Below are 24528 nucleotides of genomic sequence, written 5' to 3'. Positions count from 1 at the left end.
TCAGGCCCGCTCGAGGATGGACGTCGCTTCGCTGACGAGCTGCTCGCCGCCCTCTTCCGCGGACTTGGCCTCGAAGGCGACCTCCTGGCTGATTCGGGTGAGGGTGAAGGCGATCTCGCCGGCGCCCTTCGGCGGCGGCGGCGGCAGGGCGCCAACCACGTCCTCGATGTCGGCGATGTAGGTGACCATCTGCTGGCTGGTGTCGTCCAGCGTCGTGCCGAGCTGCGCCCGCATGGCGTCGGACGCCGGCACGCCGCGCTCCACCCCGAGGATGTTCACGCCCGTCGGATCGGCGACGAAGAAATTGGCAAGCTTGACCGCCGCCTCGGCCGCCTGGGTGCCCGCCGACAGGGAGAGCAGCATGGACGGCTTGTAGTAGTGGCCCGGCTGGCCGCCCTCGCGGACCGGATAGGCCGAGATGACGAGCTTGGCCTTGTTGAGCTTCTGGTAGCCGACGAACTGGTTGGAGTGGGCAAAGCCCGTGGCGGCGTAGCCGGTGGTGAGCGGGTTGGTCTCGATGGTGAGGGTGTCGAGGGCCTGCACATCCGGCGGCACGCAGCCGCCCGCCTTGCGGATCTCGGCCCAGTAGGTGAACCAGGCGGCGGCGTCCGCTGGCTCGTAGCCGACCTTGCCGTCGTCATTGTAGAGGGCCTTGCCCTGCTGGCGCAGCCAGAGCTCGAACGAGGGCTCCAGGCCGCTGGCATCGGCGGTGGCATAGAAGTTCGCCCTGGTGTTGGCCTTGGCGAAGGCCTCGCAGTTGGCGGCGAACTGGTCCCAGGTGATGGCCTGGCTCGGCGGCGTGGCGCCGGCGGCCTCCCAGGCGGCGGCGTCGTAGAGCGCCGCGGAGGAGTTCACGCCGAGATTGATGCCGTAGAGCTTGCCGTCCACCTTGCCGGCGTTGATGTTGTTCTCGCCGAAATCCGCGATGGAGAGCGCGCCGCCCAAGTATTCGTCGAGGGGCAGCAGCGCGCCGCGGCGGGCGTATTCGAAGATATAACGGTAGTCCATCTGGATCAGGTCGGGCGCGTTGCGGCCGGCGACCTGGGTGGCGAGGCGGGTCCAGTAGTCGGACCAGCCGACGAACTCGCCGTCGACGGTGAGGCCGGGATTGGCCTCCAGATAGGCGGCGACCGCCTTGTTGGTGCGGTCGGCGCGCTCCTGGGAGCCCCACCAGATGAAGCGCAGGCGCTGGTCCTGGGCGAACGCGGCGCCGCCGCCGAAGGCCGAGAGCGCGAGGGCGGCGGTGGTCGACTGGATGAAGGTACGGCGGTTGAGGCGGATGTCTGACATGGATGATTCCTCCCTGACAAGGAATGTGGCTGGGGCGGTATTCCGCCTTCGTCCTCGGACCGGTCTGGTTGCCGGTTTATAACCATTCGGTTACAAGTAGGACACCGACGAGAACGCTTGTCAAGGAGTGGCATCGTGGAGTCCGACTATGACACCGCGCCGGGCCCAGGGGGCAGAGGGGGATGGCCGTGACCGAGGACACCGACGGACCCGACGACGATCGGCCCGCGCTCCTGGCCGCGACAGCGGATCTGCGCGCCGGCACGGACCCGGAGACCGGGCTTGATGGCGTCCGATCATCGCCCGGAGCGGCGTTGGAGGCGCGGCTCGATCAGGATAGCATGGCCCCCGGCAAGGGGGGACAGGCGGACGTGAGGCAGGACGAGCGGGGCGGGGCAGCGGCGGACCCGGAGGGGATCGACCCTTCGAGCGCGTCGGCGGACGGCGGAAATCCGGCGAAAGCCGCGGAAACGGCGGCGCGGCCGCGTGGCCGGTCGGCGCCGCGCAACCCGGAGCGGACGGCGGCCTCCATCCTGGCGGCGGCGATCCGGGAGTTCGCCGAGAAGGGCTTCGACGGGGCGCGGGTGGACGTGATCGCCCGGCGGGCGGGCACCAACAAGCGGATGCTCTACCACTACTACGGGGACAAGGAAGCGCTCTACCTTCGGGTGCTGGAGGAGGCCTACGGGTCGATCCGCTTCGCCGAGCGCCGGCTGGACCTTGCCCGGCGGGATCCGGAGGAGGGCATCCGCGAGCTGGCGCTCTTCACCTGGCACTATTTCGTCGACCACCCGGAGTTTTTGAGCCTCCTCGGCACGGAGAACCTGATGAAGGCCCGCCACCTGAAGAGGTCGGCGACCATTTCGGCGATGCACTCCAATTTCATCACCGAACTGTCCGCCGTGTTGCAGCGCGGCGAAAGCATGGGTGTGTTCAAGAAGGGTCTCGACCCGATCGACGTCTATCTGACGATTGCGGCACTCGGCTTCTTCTACCTCTCCAACCGGCATACCCTGTCGACCATCTTCCGCCGCGACCTGGAAGCGCCGGACCAGATCCACCACTGGGGCGAGCACGTGGTGGCCACGACGCTCGCCGCCGTGAAGGCCTGAGCGGGCCGGCGGGGTTCGGCCCGGTACGGCCGCGACGTCGCGGTTTGTAGCGGGTTTGCAGCGGGTCTGTCGCGGCTTGGTAGCGCCTTGAAGTCGCGAAAAGCGGCCTTCGTAGCCGGCTTGTTGCGGCCCGTAGCGGCCTTGTCGCCGATGCCGCCGGCGCGCCTTCGCAGCATCGGCACCACCCTTCTGACTTCCGACAGATGCATCGCCCTTTCGGACGAGATCCGCTCCCCGTCCGTCATCGGCCGGCGCGATGACCGTTGACAAGGCCGTCCGATCCGCGTCAGTTTATAACCATCTGGTTACAAGTGGTGCACCGCAGCGGCCGGGTCGGACCGGCGTTCGCGACCGAGAAGACGCCACGGCCGGACGACACGACAAGGGAGGAGAGACGCCATGGTCCGCATCGGACTGATCATGCACGGCATCACCGGCCGGATGGGGCTGAACCAGCACCTGATCCGCTCCATCGTGGCCATCCGTCGCCAGGGCGGCGTGCTGCTCGCCAACGGCGAACGGCTGATGCCGGACCCGATCCTGGTCGGCCGCAACCTGGAGAAGGTGGGGGCGATCGCCAAGGCCCACGGCATCGAGCGCTGGACCGACGACCTCGACGCGGCGCTGAAGAACCCGGACGATGTGCTCTTCTTCGACGCCGGCACCACGCAGATGCGCGCCGAACTGCTGACGAAGGCGATCGAGGCCGGCAAGCACGTCTACTGCGAGAAGCCGATCGCCGAGAATGTGGAGACAGCGCTCGCCGTGGCCCGGCTCGCCCGCCGGCGCGGCGTGAAGAACGGCGTCGTCCAGGACAAGCTCTTCCTGCCGGGCCTGATGAAGCTGAAGATGCTGCGCGACAGCGGCTTCTTCGGCCAGATCCTCTCGGTGCGCGGCGAATTCGGCTACTGGGTGTTCGAGGGCGACTGGCAGCCGGCGCAGCGGCCGTCGTGGAACTACCGGGCCAAGGACGGCGGCGGCATCATCCTCGACATGCTCTGCCACTGGCGCTACGTGCTCGACAATCTGTTCGGCCCCGTGAAGGCGGTGAGCTGCCTCGGCGCCACCCACATCCCCACCCGCGTGGATGAGGCGGGCAAGCCCTACGCGGCCGACGCGGACGACGCCGCCTATGCGACCTTCGAGCTGGAAGGCGGCGTGATCGCGCAGATCAACTCGTCCTGGGCGGTGCGGGTGCGCCGCGACGACCTCGTCACCTTCCAGGTGGACGGCACCCACGGTTCGGCCGTGGCGGGTCTCACCAAGTGCTGGACCCAGCACCGGGTGAACACCCCGAAGCCGGTGTGGAACCCGGACCAGCCGCAGACGATCGATTTTTTCCAGACCTGGGACGAGGTGCCGGACAACTGGCCGGCGGAGAACGGCTTCAAGATCCAGTGGGAGATGTTCCTGAAGCACATCGTGGAGGACGCCCCCTGGCGGTTCGACCTGATGGAAGGCGTGAAGGGCGTGCAGCTCGCCGAGCTCGGCCTCAAATCCTGGGCCGAGCGCCGCTGGCTCGACGTGCCGGCGCTGGAGGGCTGACCTCATGGCGACGGTCCGCCTGCCCACCGCCGACCGCACGGTCGAGATCTACACCCTGACGGGCCGGCCGCCGGCCCTGGCCCGGCGGAAGGCGGCGGACTTCCCGCGCATCGCCTATGCGGCCGCCCATGTGGTGGCGGACCCCCTCGCCGCCTACGACCCGTGGCTGGAGCCGGCCATCGACTGGGACCGCACCCTCGCCTTCCGGCACCGGCTGTGGGACCTCGGCCTCGGCGTCGCCGAGGCCATGGACACCGCCCAGCGCGGCATGGGCCTTTCCTGGACGGACGCCCAGGACCTGATCCGCCGTGCGCTTGCCGAGGCGAAGACCCGCGACGACGCGCTGATCGCCTGCGGCGCCGGCACCGACCATCTGGCACCCTCCCCTGCCGTTTCCGTCGACGACGTGATCCGCGCCTACGAGGAGCAGGTGGCCTTCGTCGAAGGACACGGCGGGCGCATCATCCTGATGGCGAGCCGGGCGCTCGCGGCCGCCGCCAAGGGGCCGGACGACTATGCGCGCGTCTACGGGCGGATCCTCCGCCAGGTCCAGCAGCCGGTGATCATCCATTGGCTCGGCGAGATGTTCGACCCCGCGCTCCAGGGCTATTGGGGCTCGGCCGACCACGACGTCGCCATGGACACCTGTCTCGCCATCCTGACCGAGCACGCGTCTAAGGTGGACGGCATCAAGATCTCGCTCCTCTCCAAGGAAAAGGAGATCTCCATGCGCCGCCGGCTGCCGGCGGGCGTGCGCATGTACACCGGCGACGACTTCAACTACGCGGAGCTGATCCGCGGCGACGCGGTGGGCCATTCGGACGCGCTTCTCGGCATCTTCGACGCCATCGCGCCCGCCGCCTCCGCCGGGCTCGCGGCCCTCGGGCGCGGCGACGAAAAGGCCTTCTTCGACATTCTGGAGCCGACCGTGCCTTTGTCGCGGCACATCTTCAAGGCGCCGACCCGCTTCTACAAGACCGGCGTCGTGTTCCTCGCCTGGCTCAACGGCCTGCAGGACCACTTCGTGATGGTGGGCGGGCAGGAAAGCGCCCGCTCGGTGCAGCATGTCGCCGAGCTGTTCCGCCTCGCCGACCAGGCCAACGCCCTGACGGACCCGGAGCTTGCCGCCGCCCGCATGGGCCGGTTCCTCGCCGTGCACGGGATCGGCTGATGGGCGCCGACACCCCCACGCTGCGGCTGACGGAGGCGGCCGTGTTCGAGCGGCCGGTTCGCCTGCGCCTGCCCTTCCGCTTCGGCGCGGTGACGCTGCGCGAAGCCCGGCAGGTGTTCCTGCGGGTGCGCATCACGGACGGCGCCGGGCGCTCCGGCGTCGGCCATGCGGCAGAGCTGATGGTGCCGAAGTGGTTCGACAAATCGCCGGACCTTTCCAACGCCGACAACGAGGCGCAGCTGCGCCGGTCGCTGGCCCTCGCCCTCGCGGCCATGTCGGCGGCCGGAAGCGGAACGGCCTTCGGCCTGCACGCGGCCGTGGAGCCGGCCGTGCACGCGGCGGCGGCCGCCGAGGGCCTGCCGCCGCTGGTGGCGAGCTTCGGCCTCGCTCTGGTGGACCGGGCCCTGCTGGACGCGCTCTGCCGCCTCGACGGAGTGCCGGTGGCGGCGGCGCTTCGCGCCAACCTGCCCGGCATCCATGCCGCGACGGCGCCGGATCTCGCCGGCTTCGACATTGCCCGCTTCCTCGGCAAGCTGGAGCCGGCCGAGACCATCCGGGCCCGCCATACGGTGGGATTCGCCGACGCGCTGACCGAGGCGGAGATCGACCCGGCCGATCGGCTGGACGATGGCCTGCCGGAGAGCCTGGAAGGGGCGATCGCAACCTACGGCCTCGATCGCTTCAAGCTGAAGCTGACCGGCGATCCGGCCAGGGACGTTTCACGTGTGACAGCCATCGCGGCCGTGCTGGACCGTCTGCCGGACTACCGGGTGACGCTCGACGGCAACGAGCAGTATCCGGACGCGGAGACGCTTCTGAACCTTCTCGACCGCATGGCCTTGGAGCCAAGGCTCGCCCGGCTTCGCGGCGCCCTCCTCTTCGTGGAGCAGCCGATCGCCCGCAAGGTGGCGCTCTCCCAGCCGGTGACGGCGGCGGCGGCCCGGGTGGCGCTGGAGATCGACGAGAGCGACGGCACCATGGAGGCCTTCCGGACCGCCCGGTCGCTTGGCTACACCGGCGTTTCCTCCAAGTCCTGCAAGGGCTTCTACCGGGCGATCCTCAACGCCGCGCGGGTGGCGGCCTGGACGGCGGAGGCGGGCGCGGGACGCTTCTTCCTTTCCGCCGAGGACCTGACCACCCAGGCCGGCATCGCCGTGCAGCAGGATCTGGTGCTGGCCGCGCTGGTCGGCGCCGGCCACGTGGAGCGGAACGGCCACCACTATGTGGACGGGATGCAAGGGGCGGCGCCGGCGGAAGCGAAGGCCTGGCTCGGCGCCCACGGCGACCTCTACCGGGCGGGGCCGGACAACCGGCCGCGGCTCGTGATCGACAGCGGGCGGATCGGTCTCGGCAGCGCGCTTCGGGCGCCCGGGATCGGCGTCGCCGAAGCCGCGGCGGCCGCGACCTTCGCGGCGCTGGAAGGCTGATCGCGGCATCCGCCTCATCGGGCGCATGGCCGACGCGGGACGGACCGCCGCCCCGCGCATCGAGACAAGAAACGACGGAGGAGCGTCCATGTCCGTACCCGGACTTTCCATCAACTTCGCCACCGTGCGCCAGCTCGGCGACTTCGGCGCCATCGTGGACGGCTGCCTGAAGCACGGCATCACGGCCATTTCGCCCTGGCGGGAGCACATCCACGCGGTCGGCCTCGACGAGGCGGCCCGGATCGTGAAGGCGAACGGCCTCACCGTCACCGGCGTCTGCCGCGGCGGCTTCTTCCCGGCGCCGGACGAGACCGGCCGGCGGGCGGCGATCGACGAGAACCTCCGGTGCATCGACGAGGCGGCGGCGCTCGGCGCCGACTGCCTGGTGATGGTGGTGGGCGGATTGCCGAAGGGCTCCAAGGACATCAAGGGCGCGCGGGCGATGGTGGCGGACGGGCTTGCCGCCATCCTGCCGCACGCGCGGGCGGCGGGGGTGCCGATCGCCATCGAGCCGCTGCATCCCTTCTACGCGGCCGACCGGGCCTGCGTGAACATGCTCGGCCAGGCGCTCGACCTCTGCGACGCGCTCGGGGACGGCATCGGCGTCGCCATCGACGTCTATCACGTGTGGTGGGATCCGGATCTGGACGCCGAGATCGCCCGGGCCGGCGCCGGCGGACGCATCCTCGCCCATCACATCTGCGACTGGCTGGTGCCGACCGTCCACGTGCTGAACGATCGCGGCATGATGGGCGACGGGGTCATCGACCTGAAGCGCTTCCGGGCCATGATCGAAGCGGCCGGCTTCCACGGCGCCCAGGAGGTGGAGATCTTCTCCGAGGTCTGGGGGGCGAAGCCGGGCGACGAGGTGCTGGCGACCTGCGTGGAGCGGTTCCGGACGGCGTGCTGATGGAGGTGGGGCCGGAGCCTGGGCGGGATCCTTCCCCTCAGGGGAAGGTGGCCCGTAAGGGCCGGAAGGGGTTGTGTTCCTTCCTTTCGGCGACGATGCGGACCGCGCTTCGGCAAGAGGAAAAAACGACCCCTTCCGGCCGGCTCGCGCCGGCTTCCCCTGAGGGGAAGGATGGGAGGGCGCGTCCGCAGGCATAGGGACATGCGCGCCGGACAGGATACGGCGCGGCGGCGTGGAGGACCCGTCCTACCGGGCGGGCGGAGGAGTGGATCTGATGTCGAACACCCATAACCGGACCCGCTACGCGCTGGTCGGGACAGGCAATCGCGGCACGACCATGTGGGGCGCGGAGCTCCTTGCCGGCTGGAGCGACCATGTGGAGCTCGTCGGCATCTGCGACCTCAACCGGATGCGGGCCGAGCGGGCGCGCGGCATGATCGGCGGCGAGGCGCCGCTCTACCGGGACTTCGCCACGCTGCTCGCCGAGCAGCGGCCGTCGCTGGTGATCGTCTGCACGCCGGACCACAACCACGACGACCTGATCGTGCAGGCGCTGGAGGCCGGCGCCGACGTGATCAGCGAGAAGCCGCTGACCACCACGGTGGAGAAGATCGCCCGCATCCGCGAAGCGGAGGCCCGCACCGGGCGGCGGGTGGACGTGTCGTTCAACTATCGCTTCGCCCCGACGGCGGCGAAGATGAAGGCACTGATCGACGCCGGCACCATCGGGGCCGTGACCTCGGTGGACTTCCACTGGTACCTGGACAACCGGCACGGGGCCGACTACTTCCGCCGCTGGCACGCCTACACGAAGAACTCCGGCAGCCTGTTCGTCCACAAGGCGACGCACCATTTCGATCTCTTGAACTGGTATCTGGGCTCCGACCCGGTGGAGGTGAAGGCCTTCGGCGAGCTTCTCCACTATGGCGCCAAGGGGCCGTTCCGCGGGCCGCGCTGCAAGGTCTGCCCGCACAAGGCGGAGTGCCCCTATTTTCTGGATCTGGAAGCCGATCCGTTTCTCGACGCGCTCTACGAGGACCCGTCCGCGGAGGACGGCTATGTGCGCGATGCCTGCGTGTTCCGCGAGGACATCGACATCCCGGACACCATGACGGCGGTGATCCGCTACGGAAGCGGCGCGCAGGTGAGCTATTCGCTGAATACCTACATGCCGGTGGAGGGCCACCACATCGCCTTCAACGGGCACCTGGGGCGGATCGAGCTACGGCAGTACGAGAAGCAGCCGTGGGAGATGCCGCGGGCCGACGAGATCCTGGTGGTGAAGAGCTTCGGCGGCGGCGTGGAGCGGATCGAGATGCCGCACGAGGCGGGCGGCCACTATGGCGGCGACAACCGGATGCGCGACATGATCTTCAAGGGGGCGCAGGCGGATCCGCTCGGCCAGCGGGCCGGCTCGCGGGCGGGCGCCATGTCGGTGCTGACGGGGCTGGCGGCGCTGAAGAGCGCGCGCGAGGGCGGATCGGTGCGGCTCGCCGACATCGCGCCCGCGGGCCTCTTCTGACGGCGGCCGCCGGCGGGGCGGGTTGACGGCGAAGGCCGGCGGGTGTGAAAGCCGGCGAAGGCCGGCGGGTGCGGAAGCCGGCGAAGGCCGGGGTGGAAGGCTCCAGAGTGCGGACTCTGGAGCCTTTTCGCGTCCGGGGACGGTCGTCGCGTCGACGGTGCGGCGACGGGCCGTCAGGCGTCGTCGTCCTCGTCGTCCTCGCCGAACTGGTCGACCGGCACCAGGAACATGACCTCGAAGCCGGGCTCCTCGTCGTCCTCGTCCTCGTCCTCCTCGACGACCGCCTCCTCGAAGAGATCGGACTCGTCGGCGGACGCGGCGCGGACCGTGAAGGCCGAGGTGCCGTTCCAGAGCGGCTTGCCGTCGGTGGTGAGGGTCCGCAGATCCTCCTGGAAATCCTCGCTGGCGAAGATCTCCTGGGCGCCGGCCTCGTCTGCGTCGGTCACCGCGATCGGAGTGCCGTCGATCTCGAGCGTGAACATCGTGCCTTGTCTCCTGGAGTGATGTCGACCGTCAACGCGACGGCCGGTCGAATCGCTCCCGGCGCATCTTGCCCCATCCACGCGTCAGGCGCACGACGTGCCTTGCGCGGCGGTGGCGCGGCGGTTCACTTGGTGAGGATGAGCTTGCCGAGCTTGGTCTGGCGGAGCCGGTAGATCTCGCCCCGGTGGGTGATCATCACCTCGGTTGAGCCGTCCAGGATGTCGGCGCTGGTGAGCACGCGCGCGGCGGTGGCGACGTCGGGCAGGAGGGCGGTGCGGTTCGGCAAGGTGGCGACAGCGCTCATGGCATCCATCTCCGGCTGGGGTTTCGGATAACATGAGTTTGATACTCAAGTTTAGGACGGCGCGCAAGAGACCTTCTCGCGGCTTACGGTGATCCCAGTCATGCGGACGGCGGCGCGCCCGGGCCCGTCGGCTCGGCGCGCGCGTCGGCGGCGGGCGGAGCCTCGCCGAGGAAGCCGCAGCGGGTCATCAGCCGCATCATGTGGGCGGGGACCGGCGCCTCGACCTTCACGGGCGGCTTCTTGCGGTAGAGCGGCACCTCGATGGCGCGGGCATGGAGGTGAAGCCGCTTGTCGACGCCGCGCGCCCGGTCGCCGCCGTAGACGCCGTCGCCGATGATCGGGTGGCCGAGGTGGGCCATGTGGACGCGGAGCTGGTGGGTGCGCCCGGTGCGCGGGCTGAGGCCGACGAAGGTGAGCGTCTCGCCGCGGCCGAGGACTTGAAAGTCCGTCACCGCCGCCTGGCCGGCGGGATCCACCTGCATCCACCAGGAGCGGCTGTCGTGGCCGACCCGGCCGAGGGGGGCTTCGATGGTGCCGGCGTCGGCGTCCAACACCCCGCAGACCACGGCCCAATAGGTCTTCCGCACCTTCTGGGCGGCGAAGAGAGCGCCGAGTTCCGCGGTGGACCGCCGGTGGCGGCCGAGCACCAGGCAGCCGGACGTGTCCTTGTCGAGCCGGTGGGCGAGCGACGGGCGCCGGGGCAGGCCGAAGCGGAGCGCGTCCAGGTGGTCGTCCAGGGTCTCGCCGCCCTTCGGGCCGGCGTGCACGGCGATGCCGGCCGGCTTGTCGATGACCAGCATCAGGGCGTCGCGGTAAAGGAGGCGGTCGGCGAGGAGATCGGGCGTCATGGCCCGCCGGTGATAGCCCGAACCGGGCCGCGGGGCCAAGCACGGGGTTTTCTTCGGGCCACCCGGCCGATCATCGGGCGGCCGACGGGCTGCGGCGCCCGTCAGCCGGAGACGAGGCGGGCGCCGCGGCAGTCCACCCCGAGCACGATGGCGGTGACGCGGTCCGGATCGAGGCCGAGGGCGTCGGTGACCTGGTCGAGCACGGCGGCGGCCGGCGCGCCGGCCTCGGCGAGCAGCTGCGCGGCGGCAGCGCGGACGCGGGCGTCGCCGGTCTGGAGCAGCGGCTCCGGCGCCGTGGCGGCAATCCGGAGGCGGATGTCGGCCGTGGCGAGCAGGGTGCGGAGCGCCGGGCCCATCTCGGCGGTGCCCTGGGCCGCCTCGGCCCGCCGGGCGACGGCGGCGACGGCGGAGAAGGCGACGGGCTGCGGATCCGGCGCCGCCAGGGCGCGGCTGCCGATCGCCTTCAGGACGAGCCCGTCGAACGCGTCGAAGGTGGCGATGCCGTCGTCCCCGCCGTCCTCCCCTCCGCCCTCTCCGCCGCCGAAGCGGACCCCGACCGGGCCGGGCGCCATCATGAGGGCCGCGAGGGTTTCGCCGCCCCGGGCCCGGCAGTCGATCCGGCGCGGCGTGATGGTGCCGCCCCCCGCATCCACGTCGATCGGCAAGGTGAGCGACGGGATGGCGGCCAGAAGCGCGCCGCCGATGCCGACCGAAAGGCCGATCCTGATGCGCGGCAGCCGGAGCGTGTCGCCGAGCACCACCCGGCGCACCACCGGCGTGGCGGCAAAGCCGTCGGGCAGGCTGAGCGACAGGCTGATCTGATGGCCCCCGTTCGGCACGGTGAGGTCGATCGGCGTTGCGGCGGCGGCGCGCAGGCCGGCGCCGACGACGAGGTCGAGCGCGTCGATCGACCAGACGGACGGGGTGAAGCCGGTGCCGGCAAGGCCCGGTTCCACCAGGCCGGCGACGGGCAGGCGATCCTCCGACAGGCCGGCGCGGGCGGCAAGGCGCATGAAGGCGATCCGGGTGCGCGGCAGGGAGGCGCGCGCCGCAAGGCCGGTGAAGAGCGCCTCCACGCCGATGGAGGGCGGCTCCAGACCATCGCCGGGCGCCGACGTGGCCTCCGCGTCCCCCGGCGAGCCCTGGTCCGCCAGGAGGGCGAGGAGGTCGTCGAGGGGCACGGCCGTGCCGGCCAGTCCGGAGACGACGATCTCGCTGTCGGCGGCATCGAGGCCGTAGAGAGCTTCCAGGAGGGCGGCCCGCAGCGGCGCGGACGCGGCGGCAAGATCGGTCGGCACGGTGAGGGCCACTTGCCCGACGGTCTCGGCGGCGGCGCGCGTAGTCGCCGGCCAGGAAAGACCGAGCGGCAGCCAGCCGAGGAGCGCGGAAGGCGCCCGGGTCTTCAGCCGGAGATCGATCCGGGTGACCGGCTGGCCGAGCTCCAGGCCGCCGGTGTCGCCCGGTCCGCTGACCGTGACGGCAAGATCGGACGCCGCGACGCCGGCCTCGGCGAGGGCCGCCAGGGCCGCGGGCCGGGCATCGCGCACGGACCGGGCAGCGGCAAGGGCGGCGTCGGAGGCAGCCTGGGCGGCGGCGGCCCGATGGGCGAGCACGCCGCCCGCTTCGGCAAAGAGGGCGATCACCAGCAAGACCGCGGCCGAAACGCCCGCGAGGCGGCCACGGCCCATCCGGACAGGCCAGCGCACCTGGGGCGGCCGCAACACCCACTCCATCACTCGTCTCCTCGATATCGACCCTTCATGGACGCTCGAGGTTTAGGAATCGTGATGCAGCGCAGCGCTCCGTTCGGCCGCGTGATGGAATGAGGGGGATGACACGATAAAAAAAAGCGGGCGGCGGAGCCGTTCACTCCGCCGCCCGCGATCAGGTCTGTTGTTGTCGTCGGGTGGCGTGCTGGCGTTCGCACCCGCTTCTGTCGGTTCGCAGGAGATTGATCTTGGTATTGCGGTCCCTGCTGTCGAGGAAAGCTTCTAGCCAGCGTGGGGCCGGGGCGAAACACCCAAATTGACGGGCGCCGGACCGATCGCGCCGGCTGGCGAACGCTTCCGCCCCGGCCCCGGCAGAACAGCGGGGACCGGTCGGACTTCCTTCACCATCCGGATCGCAAGGACGCGTTTTCGCCCCGATGGTTGAGAACGTGTGAAGAGGACGCGCCAGATTCAGCCGATCGTGTTCAAGCATCGGTTTGCCAAGCCTCTTGGGTATTGTTTCATTGTTGTTGATGCATATTACGTCACGTCGCCCACACGGCAGGCAGTTCCCCATGAAAGCACTTCTGATCGACGACAATCCGACCAACCTGTTCATGCTGAGCAAGCTGGTCCAGAACGCAGGCATCGCCGACGTGGTGTCGTTCCGCGACCCCGTCGCCGCCCTCGCGGAAGCGAAGGTCGTCCAGTTCGACATGGTGCTCTGCGACTACATGATGCCGGGCCTCGACGGTCTGCAGGTGGTGCGCGCGCTCCGGGCCCTCACGGACTACGCGGACGTGCCCATCGTGATGGTGACCACGGTGGACCAGAAGCAGGTCTGCTACGACGCCCTGGAGGCCGGGGCGACGGACTTCCTCACCAAACCGGTGGACATGGCCGAGGTGAAGGCGCGGGTGCGCAACCTCGCCGCCCTCCGGGACATGCAGAACAAGCTTCGCGACAAGGCCGACTGGCTGTCCGCGGAGGTGCGCAAGGCCACCCACGAGATGGTGCTCCTGGAGGAGGAGATCATCCTCAGGCTCGCGCGCGCCTCGGAGTACCGCGACAGCGACACCGGCGCCCACGTGGTGCGGGTGGCCCGCACCTGCCGCGAACTCGCCGAGGAGATGGGCATGACCGCCCAGTTCTGCCGCGACATCTATCTCGCCGCGCCCATGCACGACGTAGGCAAGATCGGCGTGCCGGACTGCATCCTGCGCAAGCCCGGGCCGCTGACGGCGGAGGAACGGGCCCAGATGGAGACCCACGCGTCGGTGGGCGCCGCCATCCTGTCCGGCTCCGAATCCCGCCTGATCCGCCTCGCCGCGGAAATCGCCGAGACCCATCACGAGCGCTGGAACGGCTCCGGCTATCCGCGCGGGCTGAGCGGCACCACCATTCCGGTGTCCGGCCGGATCGCCGCGGTGGCCGACGTGTTCGACGCCCTCGTCTGCGCGCGGCCCTACAAGGACGCCTGGCCGGTGCCGCGGGCCGTGGCCTTCCTGAAGGAGAACAGCGGCACCCTGTTCGACCCCAAGGTGGTGGCCGCGTTCGAGGCGCGGCTCCTCAGGATCATGCGGATCCTGGAGGAGCAGCCGGACGACGACGCCACCGCCGCCGCCTGACCGCACGCCAAGCCGGCGCGGCAGCCCGACCGGGCGGCCGTGTTGCCAAGCCGCGGACCCGCCCGTTCAGCAGACCTCGTTGGCGCCGGATCCGCCCGTCCCCTCACCGAAGCAATCCCCCTTGAAGAGAAAGGGATCCCGCCATGAAGATCCTCGCCTTGCTTGCCGCCGCCGTCCTCGTCGCCGGCCTCTCCCCCGCCGCCGCCTTGGACAAGCCGACCGGCCCGGTGGTGCTCACCGTCAAGGGCGCCATCGCCAACACCAACAGCGACGCCGGCGCCGAGTTCGACCTTGCCATGCTGACCGCCCTGCCCGGCCGCGTCACCGAGGTGGAGACCCCGTGGACATCGGGCAAGCCGCGCTTCGAGGGGCCGCTCGCCCGCGCCGTCCTGGAGGCGGTGGGCGCGACGGGCACCATGCTGAAGGTCACCGCGCTCAACGACTATTCGGCCGACGTGCCGGTTGAGGACCTGGAGAAGCACGACGTGATCCTGGCCACCACCATGGACGGCAAGCCCATGTCGGTGCGCGACAAGGGCCCGCTCTTCATCATCTATCCGTTCGACGCGGAGCCGGACCTCTTCACCGAGGTCTACTTCAACCGCTCGGTCTGGCAGATCGCCACGATCGAGGTTCGCTGAGCGCGCCGGGGGCGGACCGATGCCGTTGGACGCCGCCGTCGGCCGCTCCCCTGCCCACTTGCGCAGCGCCGCCCTTCTGGCCGCCGTGGCGGTGGTCTTCCTGGTGGCCGCCATCGCGGTGCTCGCCGTGCTGCTGCAGCAGGCGCGGACCGTGCGGTCCAGCATCCAGGAGGACGCCCTCTGGGCGACCTACCAGCTGGACCGCGAGGTCAACAAGCTGCTCCGCGCCGTCGACGAGGTGCGCCACACCGGGATCTCGCCGGAGGCGGTCGAGGCCGTCTCCCGCCGCTTCGACATCCTCTACAGCCGGCTCTCGCTCTTGCAGAACGGATCCTACCCGACCGTCTTCCTGAAGGACGGCGAGGCGGTCGCGGCGCGGGCCGTGGTGGAGCGCACGGTGGCGGCCGAGGTCGCGCTGTTCGACGCCATCGCGGCGGGCCGACCGGTGACCCCGGCCTTGCTGGACATCATGGAGGCCCAGTTCGAGCAGACCTCCAAGGCGACGGAAACGCTGGTGGTGCGCGCCAACGGCGTGCTCTCCGGCCTCAGGAGCGCCGACCGCGCCTATCTGCAGAACCTCTACGGCCTGCTCGGCGGCCTGGTGCTGGCGCTGACGCTGAGCATGGTCATGGTGATCCTGATGCTGGTGCGGCAGATCCGGGAGATCACCCGGTCGCGGGCCAGGCTGCACGCCATGACGCGCGACCTTGCCGCCGCGGCCGAGGCGGCGGAAGCCGGGGCGCGCACGAAATCGGCCTTCCTCGCCACCATGAGCCACGAGATCCGCACGCCGCTGAACGGTGTGATCGGCATGTCGGACCTCCTGATGGACACCGAGCTCTCCGCCGAGCAGGCCCGCACCGCGCGCACCATCCGGTCCTGCGGCGTGGCGCTGATGGACATCATCGACGACATCCTGGACTTCTCCAAGCTGGAGGCGGGCCATTTCGACACGGAGAACACCGTGTTCGACCCGGTCGCCGAGGCCGAGACCGCCCTTCGGGTGGTGGCCTCGCGCGCCCGGGACCGGCGGCTGATGCTGGTGCTCGCCCCGGTGCTGCCGAACGACCGGCTGTTCGTGGGCGACCCCGGCCGGGTGCGGCAGGTGCTGCTCAACTTCCTCGCCAACGCCCTCAAGTTCACCGAGAGCGGGTCCGTGGTGGTGCACGTGTCCGAGCGGCGCGTGGACGAGACCACCTGGCTCCGGATGGCGGTGACGGACACCGGCATCGGCATTTCGGAGGCCGGGCGCGCGCGCCTCTTCCGCGAGTTCAGCCAAGTGGACGCCAGCATCAGCCGGCGCTTCGGCGGCACGGGGCTCGGCCTTGCCATCTGCCGGCGCGTGGTGGAGCGGCTCGGCGGCACCCTCGGGGTGGAGAGCCAGGAAGGGGAGGGCAGCACCTTCTGGTTCGAGCTGCCGCTCGCCGTCGCCCCCGGCAAGACGACCCTTTCGGCCCCCCTCGCCGGCCGCCGCGTGGCGGTGCGGGGCCGCAGCCCGCTGGAGACCGAGGCGCTGGAGGCCGCCGTCGTCCATGCCGGCGCCGTCATCGCCGGGCCGGGCCAGACGCCCACGTGCCTGCTGGAGGTGCGCGAGGAGCACATGCCGCCGCGGCTCGTCACACGGATCGGGCCGCCGGACCTGCCGGCGCGGGAGAGCGAGGCGGCGGCCCTGTCGCCGGCCATCCTCGGCGACCTCTTCGGCGCCGCCGTCCTCCCGTCGGCCGACCAGGGCCCGGCGCCCGCCCTGGCGGCGACGCCGCCGCTCGACATCCTGCTTGCCGAGGACAATCCGGTGAACCAGGAGGTGGCGGTGCGCATGCTGGGCAAGCTCGGCCACCGGGTGACGGTGGCGGGCAACGGCGCGGAGGCGCTGGCGCTCGCCACCACGCGTAGCTTCGGGCTGATCCTGATGGACATGCAGATGCCCGTGATGGACGGCCTGGAAGCCACCCGCGCCATCCGATCGAGCGAGCCGGCCAAGCGGCGCACGCCGATCGTCGCCATGACGGCGAACGCCTTCACCACCGACCGGGACGCCTGCCTCGCCGCCGGCATGGACGGGTTCGTGGCCAAGCCGGTGGAGCGCGCCCGCCTCGCCGAAGTGATCGCCGCCGCGGCGGCCGGGACGCTCGTGCCGTCGACGGGCGGCACGGAGGCGGGGCACGAGGACGGGGCGGCCGCGCCGCCGATCGCGTTCGACCGGATCGACGCGCTCCATGCCGAACTCGGCGGCGAGGTGGTGGACTTCCTGATGACCAGTTTCCTCGACGACACGGCCGGGCTGGTGGGCGAGCTGATGGCGGCGCTCCAGGCCGACGACGCCGCGGCGCTCCGGGCCGTGCTCCACACGCTGAAGGGATCGGCGCTCAACGTCGGCTTCATGGCGATCGCCGACATCGCCTCCGACCTTCTCGCCGACCCGGTGCCGACGGATGCCGCGGCGCTCGCCCGCCTGCTGCTGGCGATCGCCGAAGCGGAGCCCGCCGCCGAGGCGGTGCGCGCCCGGCTCGGCCTCAAGGCTGCCTGAGCGGGGCGGGCTGAACGGGGCGGGGGCGCTAGCCGCCGGGCGGAGTCGCGGGCGGCCGGCCGGACGGGCGGCGGCGGGAGGCCTCCAGGTCGCGGGTGAGGCGGTCGAGGCTGGCGCCGTCGAGGCCGGCGATCGTCTCGGCGAGAAGGTTGGCGAGCCGGGTCGCGCGCGGGTCGAGGCCGGCGGTGTCGATGACGACGCGCGGGTGGGAGAGGTCGGCGAGGCGCTGCAGGTCCTCCGCCTCGTCCCAGATCAGGTTGAAATAGCCGAGGATGCGCTGCAGGAGGAACCAGCTCGGCCGGCCGCGGCGGCCGTGCTCCAGGGCCGACAGGTAGGTGCTGGAGACGCCAAGGGCGGCCGCCATCTCCTTCAGGGTGACCTGGCGCTCCGCCCTCAGCTCCCGCATCCGCGCCCCGAACGGCGTCATGGCCTGCCTCCCGTGTTGCCGTGCGGGCGGGTGCCCCGCGCGGGTCAGCTCCGCCGCCGGCGGATCCGGATGTAGAGCGCCCCGGCGCCGCCGTGGGTGAGGTGCGCGTCCTCGTAGCCGAGCACCTTGTCGCGGAACTCCGGCAGGCTGAGCCAGAGCGGCACCATGCGTTTCAGGACGCCGCGCTCGTCGCCGTAAAGCGTCTCGAAGCCGCCACCGGTGCCCTTGCCGGTGATGATGAGGACGATCTTGGCCTCGCGCGCCTGGGCGGTCGACAAAAAGCCGAGGAGCCGGGCGCGGGCCTCGTCCTGGCGAAGACCGTGCAGGTCGAGGCGCGCGTCGATCGCCCGCGTGCCGCGGACCACCTGCTTCTTCTCGCGCCGGTCGAGCGGCTGCAGGGTCGGCATGGCCGGGCGGGCGGGCGCGCGGGGCGCCTCCACCTTCGGCGTGATGGCGGCGATGTCGGCCGGCGCCGGCGGCACCGCCTCCGGCGAGGGCGGTGGCGGGGGCTTCGGCTCCGCCCGCGCGCGCTTCAGCGGGTTGACGGAGCGCTGCACCAGGGCCCAGAGCGCCTCCTCCTCCGGCCCGAGCCGGCGCCGGTCACGGGCCACCGGTCGGCTCCCGGCGCGGGACGAGCACGGTGAAGCGGGCCGGATGGCGCACGCGGGCAGCCTTGGCGAAGGCCTCCGGGCCGGTGCCGAAGAAGATGTCGCCGCGCGCCGGGCCGAGGATGGCCGAGCCGGTGTCCTGCGCGATCATCAGCCGGCGGAAGGGCAGGCGCTGGCCGGGCGTCTCGCCCGGAAGGTCCGCCTCCACGTAGATCGGCATGTGGAAGGTCATCAGGTGCCGGTCGACCGCAAGCGACCGGCCGGGCGTCAGCGGCACCGCGGCGGCGGCGAGCGGCCCGAGGGCGGGGTCCTGCACGGGGGCCTCGGCGAAGAAGATGTACGAGCGGTTGCGCCCCATCACGGCCGACGCCTCCGCCGGGTTGGCGTCGAGCCAGGCGCGGAGCACGTCCGCCGTCGCCTCGGCGGGGGTCATCAGGCCCTTCTCGACCAGCACGCGGGCGATCGGGAAATAGGGATGGCCGCTCTTCGCCGCGAAGGCGACCCGGAGCGTGCCGCCCTCGGCGAGGCGGATGCGGGCGGAGCCCTGCACGTGGATGAAGAAGGCCTCCGCCCAACTCGCCACATAGGCAAGCTCCAGCCCGCGGCCGTCGAGGGCGCCGGCCATCACGGCCGCCCGGTCCGGATGGGGAAGGAGCCGGCCGTCGCGGCGGACCGCCCAGGTGAGGTCTTCGGGAAGGTCGAAGCGCTCGTCGCCGGGCTTGATCTCGTGAAGGTCGTCCGGGCGCCGATGGAGGGGCACGGGGAAGGCCGCCGAGGGCTTGAGGGCGCCCTTCACCTCCGGCTCGTAGTAGCCGGTGACGAAGCCGCCGCCTTCCGCCGGGACGATGCGGCGCGGCTCGAACCAGCGTTCGAAGAAGGCGCGCGCGTCAGTGCCGGTCGGCCGGTCGGGGGCGGCGAGGGCGGCCGCGGCGGGAGCCCGGAGGGCGTCGCCGTCGAGGGCGAGGCCGCGGGTCTTCGGCGCGGCGACCAGGATGCGGGCGGCGGAGCGGCGGAAGGCCGAAAAGGCGGCCGCGTGGTCGTCGCGCGCCCAGCCGGCCAGCCGGTCGAAGGCGACCCGGCGGAACCGGGCCGGGGCGGTCATGTCGCTCATAACCAGTCGCTCATCGCGGCATGCTCATCGCCGGGGCCTATCGGACGAGGATCAGCTGTCCGCCTCGGTGGCGATCAGGCGCCAGTTCGGATCGCGCGACTTCACCTCGCGGGCGAAGGTCCACACGTCCGTGACCTCGCCGACCTTCACCGGATCGCCTTCCACCACGGCGCCGGCCTTGTTGCGGGTGACGGAGATGAGCTGGCTGACGAAGCGGACGGTGATCTGCGCCTGTCCGGACTTCAGGGCCGCCTCCACGATATCCGCCTTGTCCATGCCGACGAAGGTGGTCTCCACCGTCTCGCCGCGCTGCTCGCGCTCGGCGATGGCGGCGTTGAAGCCTTCGTAGACATCCGGGCCGAGGAGGGCCTTCAGGGTGTCGCGGTCGCCGGAGGCGAAGGCCCCGACGATGATCTCGTAGGCCGAGCGGGCCCCTTCCACGAAGTGCCGGGCGTCGAACGAGCGGTCCGCCGACACGATCGTGCGCAGTGCCGTGTTGAGCGCCGAGCCCGCCGGGGCCACCTGGTCGACCGAGCCCGGCTGCACCGGCTCGGCCTTCGCCGCGGGCGCACGGCCGGACCGCGGCAAGGCCACCACATTGTCGTTGGTGTCGCCGGCCGGGGCCGCCGGACGCTCTTCTCGACGGGCGAACGGATCGGTCGGCGGTCGCTCGTTGCCGGTCCGCCGGCCGAGCACACTCCTGAGCTTCCAGAAGATGGCCACCGCCACCAGGAGGAAGACCAGGCTGTAGACGTCGAGGAATCCGTTCATCTCGGCTATCGGACCCGTTTTCGAGGAAGAGTGTTCGGCGCTCGCGGCCAGTCTCTGGCGCGACGCCGTGCCACCCCTTACATAAGCCGCGTCCGGCCAGCATAAAGGGGCAAAGGCCAGGATACAAAGCGTGACGGCAAGCCTATGCCCGTTCCGTCGCCGTCTTTCAATCGTTCATGGTGTCCGAGAGGTCGCCGTGACCGCCCCGCCGCCGCCCGATGACCGTTGTTTCGCCCCGGGACGGGTCCGGATCGACCGGACTCATGTCTCGCCCCTCGACGGGTCCGGATCGACCGGACTCATGGTTCGCCCCGGGACGGGTCCGGATCGTCCGGACCCGGGCCAGCGCCGCCGGACAGGATCGACCGATGCGTTTTGCCGCCCTCATACCGCTGATGCTGCTTCTGGTCCCGATCGCCGAGATCGCCATGTTCATCGTGGTGGGCCGCGAGATCGGCGTGTTGTGGACGCTGGCCCTTCTGATCGGCGCCGGTCTTGCCGGCGCGGCGCTCCTGCGCTTCGAGGGCCTGCGCCTGCTGACCGCCGCCCGCGCGGACATCGCCGCCGGCCGCATGCCGGCCGCCACCATCGTGCACGGGGCCTTCCTAGCCCTCGCCGGGCTGTTCCTGGTCCTGCCCGGCTTCCTCAGCGACATCGTGGCCTTCCTGTTGCTCCTGCCGCCGGTGCGCGCGCTCCTCGTCCGTCTCGTCGCGCGCAACATGACCGTGGTGACCCGCGCGGGCGCCACCACGGCGTCCTGGTCGTCCGCGGGAGCGGGCGCCGGCGGGCGCACCGGCGGGCCGGCCGTGATCGATCTGGAGGCCGTGGAGGTGGACCGGGACGGCGACGGGACCGGCAGCCCGTGGCGCGCTTCGGACGATCCGCCGCGGCTCGGCGGTCCCTGAGCCCGAGGGCGCTTGCCGCCCACCACCCGCCTTGCGAAACGGGCCTGCCGGTGATAGCCGCTTGACCCGACGCGCGTGCCGTTCCGGGACGCGGCAAGAAGGAAAGTCCCATGAGCTCGATCGACACCCCGGGCGCCGTCCCGCCGCAGCCGTCCCTCAACGTGCTTGCCCAGTATCTGAAGGACCTTTCCTTTGAGAACCCGAAGGCGCCGGACAGCCTGCGCAACCGGGAAGGCAGCCCGGAGATCAGCGTCGGCGTCAACGTGGCGTCGCGCCAACGCTCGGGCGTGGAGTACGAGGTGGACCTCAAGATCGAGGTGAAGGCCGAGCAGAAGGGCGAGATGGTCTTCCAGATCGAGATGCTCTACGGCGGCCTCTTCCAGGTGCGCAACGTGCCGCAGGCCCACCTGCACCCCTTCGTGATGATCGAGTGCCCGCGCCTGCTGTTCCCGTTCGCCCGCCAGATCGTGGCGGACGCGAGCGTGCGCGGCGGCTTCCCGCCGCTGATGATCGACCCGATCGATTTCGTGCAGCTCTACCAGCAGTATCTCGCCCGCATGCAGGCGCAGACCACCCAGCAGCAGTGACGGGCCTGCAAGGGCTTCGCGGGAGCAGGCAAGCCCGACCGGGCGCCGGCCGGTCAGGCCGTCAAGGAATACGCTAAAGAGAGCCGCCGGCCGCCGCCGGCGGCTCTTCCTGTTCCAGGTAGCGGGTCCACAGGGCATGGCCGCCGAGCGAGGCGATGAAGGCCCGGTGGGCGGCGACCGCGTCGGCGGTGAGGCGGGACGGCAGCGCCGCCGGGCGCGGCTGCACGGTGCGGCCGATGGCGCGCTGGCGGGCGCCGGACGCGGCGGCCGAGACGAGGCCGAGGTTGGCCTGACGGCCGCCGTTCAGCTCGATATAGACCTCGGCGAGGAGTTCCGCGTCGAGAAGCGCGCCGTGCTTGACGCGCTTGGAGGTGTCGATGCCGTAGCGCGCGCAAAGCGCGTCGAGGCTCGCCGGGGCGCCCGGATGCTTGCGCCGGGCGAGCTGCAGGGTATCCACCACCCGGTCGCCCGCGATGGTGCCGCGGCCGCTCCGCTTCAGCTCGAAATTGATGAAGCCCATGTCGAACTGGGCGTTGTGGATCACCAGCCGGCCGTCGCCGATGAAGGCGAGGAAGGCGTCCGCCACGTCGTCGAAGCGCGGCTTGTCGGCGAGAAAGGCCTCCGACAGGCCGTGCACCTCGAAGGCTTCCCGGGGCATGGCGCGCTCCGGGTTGATGTAGACGTGGTAGCTGCGGCCGGTGGGAAACTGGTTGGCGAGTTCCACGCAGCCGATCTCCACGAGACGGTCGCCCGTCTTCGGATCGAGGCCGGTGGTTTCGGTGTCGAGGACGATCTCGCGCATCAGGGATCCGGTTGGCCGGCGCGCCGTGAACGGCGCCTCGGTGACGGCACGTCCGGGCGGGACGGCATCTTCCGGCCGACCGTGCCACCAGGGGCGGGCCGGCGCAACGGCCGATCGACCGTGATCCCACGCTATCCGAAGCGGTGGCCGGAGCGCCACAGGGGAGGGCCGGACGAGGCGGACCGGATCAGGAGGCGCCAAGGTCCGAAAGGAGCGCCGCGACGGCCGCCTCGGCGGCCGGGATGCCGGCGCCGGTGTCGATCACGTGGTGGGCGCGGGCGCGCTTCTCCGCGTCCGGCAGCTGGCGGGCGAGGATGGCGTCGAGCTTCTCCGCCGTCATGCCAGGCCGGGCAAGGACGCGGGCGCGCTGGACGTCCGCCGGGGCGCTGACCACCACCACCCGGTCCACGTCGCGGTCGCGGCCGGTTTCGAAGAGGAGCGGGATGTCGAGCACCGCCACCTTGGCGCCGGCCTCGCGGGCGGTGGCGAGGAAGGCCCGCTCGGCGGCCCGCACGGCCGGGTGGACGATGGCCTCCAGGCGCTTCATCGCATCCGCGTCGCCGAGCACGCGGGCGCCGAGGGCGGCCCGATCGACGGCGCCGGCCGGGGCGGTGCCCGGGAAGGCGGCCTCCACGGCCGGGGCGAGCGGGCCGGCATAAAGCCGGTGCACGGTCTCGTCGGCGTCGAACACCGGCACGCCGCGGGCCCGGAAGAGGCCGGCCGTGGTGGACTTGCCCATGCCGATGGAGCCGGTGAGGCCGAGGACGATCATGGGACGAGATCCGCCTCGACGCGCGCCCGGAGCGCCGGGGTGACCGCCGGGCGGACGCCAAACCAGCGCTCGAAGCTCGGCACAGCCTGGTGGAGGAGCATGCCGAGGCCGTCGACGGTGCGAAGGCCGGCCGCGCGGGCGGTGGCGAGAAAGGGCGTTTCCAGCGGCACGTAGACGATGTCGGCGACGATCGAGTCGGGGCCGAGACGATCGAGCCGGAGCGGGATCTCGCCCTCGCCCTTCATGCCGAGGGAGGTGGTGTTGACGACGACCGCCGCCCCTTCGGCGGCCGCTTGCGCGTCCTCGAACGCGTGGACGGTGACGGCGCCCGGATAGAGCGCGGCGAGCGCCTCGGCGCGCGGCCGGGTGCGGTTGGCGAGGCGGACCTGAAACCCCCGGTGGACGAGGCCGTCCACCACCGCGCGGGCGGCGCCCCCGGCCCCGAGCACGAAGGCGGAGCCGGCGGCGGCGTCCCAGCCGGGCACGGTCTGGTCCAGGTTGGCGACGAAGCCTTCCACGTCCGTGTTGGCGCCCATCAGCCGGCCGGCCTCCAGCCAGAGGCAGTTCACGGCCATCAGGCGGTCCGCCACCGGGTCGCGCGCGGCCACCGCCCGGTAGGCGATCTCCTTGTAGGGGATCGTGACGTTGGCGCCGAGGAGGCCGCTTGCGGGAAAGTCGGCGAGGAAGCCCTCGATCGCCTCCGGCGGCACCGGCAGGCGGTCGTAATGGCCGGCAAGGCCGTGGACGGCGAGCCAGTGGTTGTGGATGAGGGGCGAGCGGGAGTGGGCGATCGGCCAGCCGATCACGCCGACGGTCGGACGGGGCGGTGCGGTCATGTCTCGATGATGCCACGGTCGCGGAGGAATTCCAGGAGCGGCAGCAGCGGCAGGCCGAGGATGGTGAAATGGTCGCCGTCGATCGCCTCGAACAGCTGGATGCCGTAACCCTCCACCTGATAGGCGCCGACGCTGGTGAGGGCCCGGTCGCCGACGACCGCCAGATAGTGGCCGACGAAGGCGGGCGTGTAGGCCCGCATGGTGAGGTCGGCGGTGTCGACGGCGCGGAACAGCACCTCGCCGTCGCGCGCCACCACCACGGCCGAATGGAGCTGGTGGGTGCGCCCGGCGAGCGACAAGAGCTGGCGGCGGGCCGCCTCCATGTCGGCGGGCTTGTGGAAGCGCTCCTCGCCGAGGGCCAGCGTCTGGTCGGCGCCGATGACGAGGGCGCCCGGATGGCGGGCGGAGACCTCGGTGGCCTTCACCTCGGCCAGCACCAGGGCGATGTCGTCGGCGCCGACGCCGCTGTCGGTGAGCGTCGCCTCCACGGCCCGCTCGTCCACCTCCGGCGCCCGGCGCTCGAAGATGAGCCCGGCCTGGGTGAGGAGGGCGGCCCGGGTGGCGCTGCCGGAGGCGAGGATGAGGGACATGG

24 protein-coding genes are annotated in these 24528 nt (G+C 71.4%); 11 read left to right on the top strand and 13 right to left on the bottom strand.

All coding sequences use genetic code 11. From position 1 onward, the window contains the following. Positions 1 to 1290, bottom strand: coding sequence for an ABC transporter substrate-binding protein (locus BUQ68_RS01960; protein ID WP_075214230.1), 1290 nt, complete (start codon positions 1288 to 1290; stop codon positions 1 to 3). Between the two features lie 416 nt (positions 1291 to 1706). Here BUQ68_RS01960 and BUQ68_RS01955 point away from each other — a divergent pair, with 416 nt between their 5' ends. The 6 genes from BUQ68_RS01955 (at position 1707) to BUQ68_RS01930 (ending at position 8977) form a co-directional block, all read left to right on the top strand. Beyond that, positions 1707 to 2402 (top strand): TetR/AcrR family transcriptional regulator, encoded by a 696-nt coding sequence (locus tag BUQ68_RS01955; protein ID WP_075214361.1) that lies wholly within the window; start codon positions 1707 to 1709, stop codon positions 2400 to 2402. Positions 2403 to 2801: 399 nt separating this feature from the next. After that, positions 2802 to 3947, top strand: a complete 1146-nt coding sequence (locus BUQ68_RS01950) for a Gfo/Idh/MocA family protein (protein ID WP_075214229.1) — start codon at positions 2802 to 2804, stop codon at positions 3945 to 3947. A 4-nt stretch (positions 3948 to 3951) separates the two neighbouring features. Continuing rightward, on the top strand, positions 3952 to 5118 hold the full coding sequence (locus BUQ68_RS01945; protein WP_075214228.1) for a dihydrodipicolinate synthase family protein: 1167 nt from the start codon (positions 3952 to 3954) through the stop codon (positions 5116 to 5118). Next, a complete protein-coding gene (locus BUQ68_RS01940; RefSeq protein WP_075214227.1) occupies positions 5118 to 6545 on the top strand; it encodes an enolase-like domain-containing protein in 1428 nt (475 codons plus the stop codon). The genes BUQ68_RS01945 and BUQ68_RS01940 overlap by 1 nt, the downstream gene beginning before the upstream one ends. A gap of 88 nt (positions 6546 to 6633) precedes the next feature. After that, positions 6634 to 7455, top strand: a complete 822-nt coding sequence (locus BUQ68_RS01935; RefSeq protein ID WP_075214226.1) for a sugar phosphate isomerase/epimerase family protein — start codon at positions 6634 to 6636, stop codon at positions 7453 to 7455. 274 nt (positions 7456 to 7729) lie between these two features. Beyond that, a complete protein-coding gene (locus BUQ68_RS01930; RefSeq protein ID WP_075214225.1) occupies positions 7730 to 8977 on the top strand; it encodes a Gfo/Idh/MocA family protein in 1248 nt (415 codons plus the stop codon). Between the two features lie 173 nt (positions 8978 to 9150). Here BUQ68_RS01930 and BUQ68_RS01925 read toward each other — a convergent pair whose 3' ends face one another. The 4 genes from BUQ68_RS01925 to BUQ68_RS01910 all read right to left on the bottom strand — a co-directional run bounded on the left by BUQ68_RS01925 (position 9151) and on the right by BUQ68_RS01910 (position 12345). Next, positions 9151 to 9459, bottom strand: coding sequence for a hypothetical protein (locus tag BUQ68_RS01925; protein WP_075214224.1), 309 nt, complete (start codon positions 9457 to 9459; stop codon positions 9151 to 9153). A 125-nt stretch (positions 9460 to 9584) separates the two neighbouring features. Then, positions 9585 to 9764: a hemin uptake protein HemP gene (gene hemP, locus BUQ68_RS01920; RefSeq protein ID WP_210215570.1), complete on the bottom strand. Its 180-nt coding sequence runs from the start codon at positions 9762 to 9764 to the stop codon at positions 9585 to 9587. Positions 9765 to 9862: 98 nt separating this feature from the next. Then, complete coding sequence (locus tag BUQ68_RS01915; RefSeq protein ID WP_075214359.1) at positions 9863 to 10612, bottom strand: RluA family pseudouridine synthase; 750 nt, start codon at positions 10610 to 10612, stop codon at positions 9863 to 9865. Positions 10613 to 10713: 101 nt separating this feature from the next. Further along, positions 10714 to 12345: a Tad domain-containing protein gene (locus BUQ68_RS01910; protein WP_075214223.1), complete on the bottom strand. Its 1632-nt coding sequence runs from the start codon at positions 12343 to 12345 to the stop codon at positions 10714 to 10716. Positions 12346 to 12896: 551 nt separating this feature from the next. Between BUQ68_RS01910 and BUQ68_RS01905 the strand changes: the two genes are divergently transcribed. From BUQ68_RS01905 to BUQ68_RS01895, 3 genes are all read left to right on the top strand, one after another. Then, a complete protein-coding gene (locus tag BUQ68_RS01905; RefSeq protein WP_075214222.1) occupies positions 12897 to 13949 on the top strand; it encodes an HD domain-containing phosphohydrolase in 1053 nt (350 codons plus the stop codon). 143 nt (positions 13950 to 14092) lie between these two features. Continuing rightward, positions 14093 to 14590: a putative pterin-binding protein gene (locus BUQ68_RS01900; RefSeq protein WP_075214221.1), complete on the top strand. Its 498-nt coding sequence runs from the start codon at positions 14093 to 14095 to the stop codon at positions 14588 to 14590. 19 nt (positions 14591 to 14609) lie between these two features. Next, positions 14610 to 17117, top strand: a complete 2508-nt coding sequence (locus tag BUQ68_RS01895) for a hybrid sensor histidine kinase/response regulator (protein ID WP_075214220.1) — start codon at positions 14610 to 14612, stop codon at positions 17115 to 17117. A 28-nt stretch (positions 17118 to 17145) separates the two neighbouring features. Here BUQ68_RS01895 and BUQ68_RS01890 read toward each other — a convergent pair whose 3' ends face one another. Genes BUQ68_RS01890 through BUQ68_RS01875 form a run of 4 tightly spaced genes read right to left on the bottom strand, consistent with a single transcriptional unit; the run spans position 17146 to position 20034 of the window. Further along, on the bottom strand, positions 17146 to 17544 hold the full coding sequence (locus BUQ68_RS01890; protein WP_075214219.1) for a helix-turn-helix domain-containing protein: 399 nt from the start codon (positions 17542 to 17544) through the stop codon (positions 17146 to 17148). A 44-nt stretch (positions 17545 to 17588) separates the two neighbouring features. Further along, entirely contained in the window at positions 17589 to 18155 is a 567-nt protein-coding gene (locus tag BUQ68_RS01885; RefSeq protein ID WP_075214218.1) for a Smr/MutS family protein, read from the bottom strand. Further along, positions 18145 to 19263 (bottom strand): murein transglycosylase A, encoded by a 1119-nt coding sequence (gene mltA / locus BUQ68_RS01880; protein WP_075214217.1) that lies wholly within the window; start codon positions 19261 to 19263, stop codon positions 18145 to 18147. The genes BUQ68_RS01885 and mltA overlap by 11 nt, the downstream gene beginning before the upstream one ends. Before the next feature lie 51 nt (positions 19264 to 19314). Further along, positions 19315 to 20034 carry a Tim44/TimA family putative adaptor protein gene (locus BUQ68_RS01875; protein WP_075214216.1) on the bottom strand — a complete coding sequence of 240 codons (720 nt, stop codon included), beginning with the start codon at positions 20032 to 20034 and terminating at the stop codon, positions 19315 to 19317. Positions 20035 to 20402: 368 nt separating this feature from the next. Here BUQ68_RS01875 and BUQ68_RS01870 point away from each other — a divergent pair, with 368 nt between their 5' ends. Together BUQ68_RS01870 and secB are read left to right on the top strand one after the other, a co-directional pair. Then, positions 20403 to 20939, top strand: a complete 537-nt coding sequence (locus tag BUQ68_RS01870) for an FxsA family protein (RefSeq protein WP_075214215.1) — start codon at positions 20403 to 20405, stop codon at positions 20937 to 20939. Between the two features lie 110 nt (positions 20940 to 21049). Next, entirely contained in the window at positions 21050 to 21526 is a 477-nt protein-coding gene (gene secB / locus BUQ68_RS01865) for a protein-export chaperone SecB (protein WP_075214214.1), read from the top strand. 73 nt (positions 21527 to 21599) lie between these two features. On the opposite strand, the gene dnaQ is transcribed toward secB, so the two are convergent. From dnaQ to BUQ68_RS01845, 4 genes are all read right to left on the bottom strand, one after another. Beyond that, entirely contained in the window at positions 21600 to 22328 is a 729-nt protein-coding gene (dnaQ, locus tag BUQ68_RS01860) for a DNA polymerase III subunit epsilon (protein WP_075214213.1), read from the bottom strand. A gap of 187 nt (positions 22329 to 22515) precedes the next feature. Next, the gene (gene coaE / locus BUQ68_RS01855; protein WP_075214212.1) at positions 22516 to 23100 is read right to left on the bottom strand and encodes a dephospho-CoA kinase; all 585 of its coding nucleotides are present in this window, start codon (positions 23098 to 23100) and stop codon (positions 22516 to 22518) included. Next, positions 23097 to 23936, bottom strand: a complete 840-nt coding sequence (locus BUQ68_RS01850; protein WP_075214211.1) for a shikimate dehydrogenase — start codon at positions 23934 to 23936, stop codon at positions 23097 to 23099. The genes coaE and BUQ68_RS01850 overlap by 4 nt, the downstream gene beginning before the upstream one ends. After that, the gene (locus BUQ68_RS01845) at positions 23933 to 24526 is read right to left on the bottom strand and encodes a Maf-like protein (RefSeq protein WP_075214210.1); all 594 of its coding nucleotides are present in this window, start codon (positions 24524 to 24526) and stop codon (positions 23933 to 23935) included. The genes BUQ68_RS01850 and BUQ68_RS01845 overlap by 4 nt, the downstream gene beginning before the upstream one ends. Positions 24527 to 24528: the final 2 nt, after the last annotated feature.

Source organism: Mongoliimonas terrestris (assembly GCF_001927285.1).
In the GTDB taxonomy this organism is placed as follows: Bacteria; Pseudomonadota; Alphaproteobacteria; order Rhizobiales; family Pleomorphomonadaceae; genus Chthonobacter; species Chthonobacter terrestris.
This window is presented reverse-complemented; position numbering and strand designations above follow the sequence as displayed.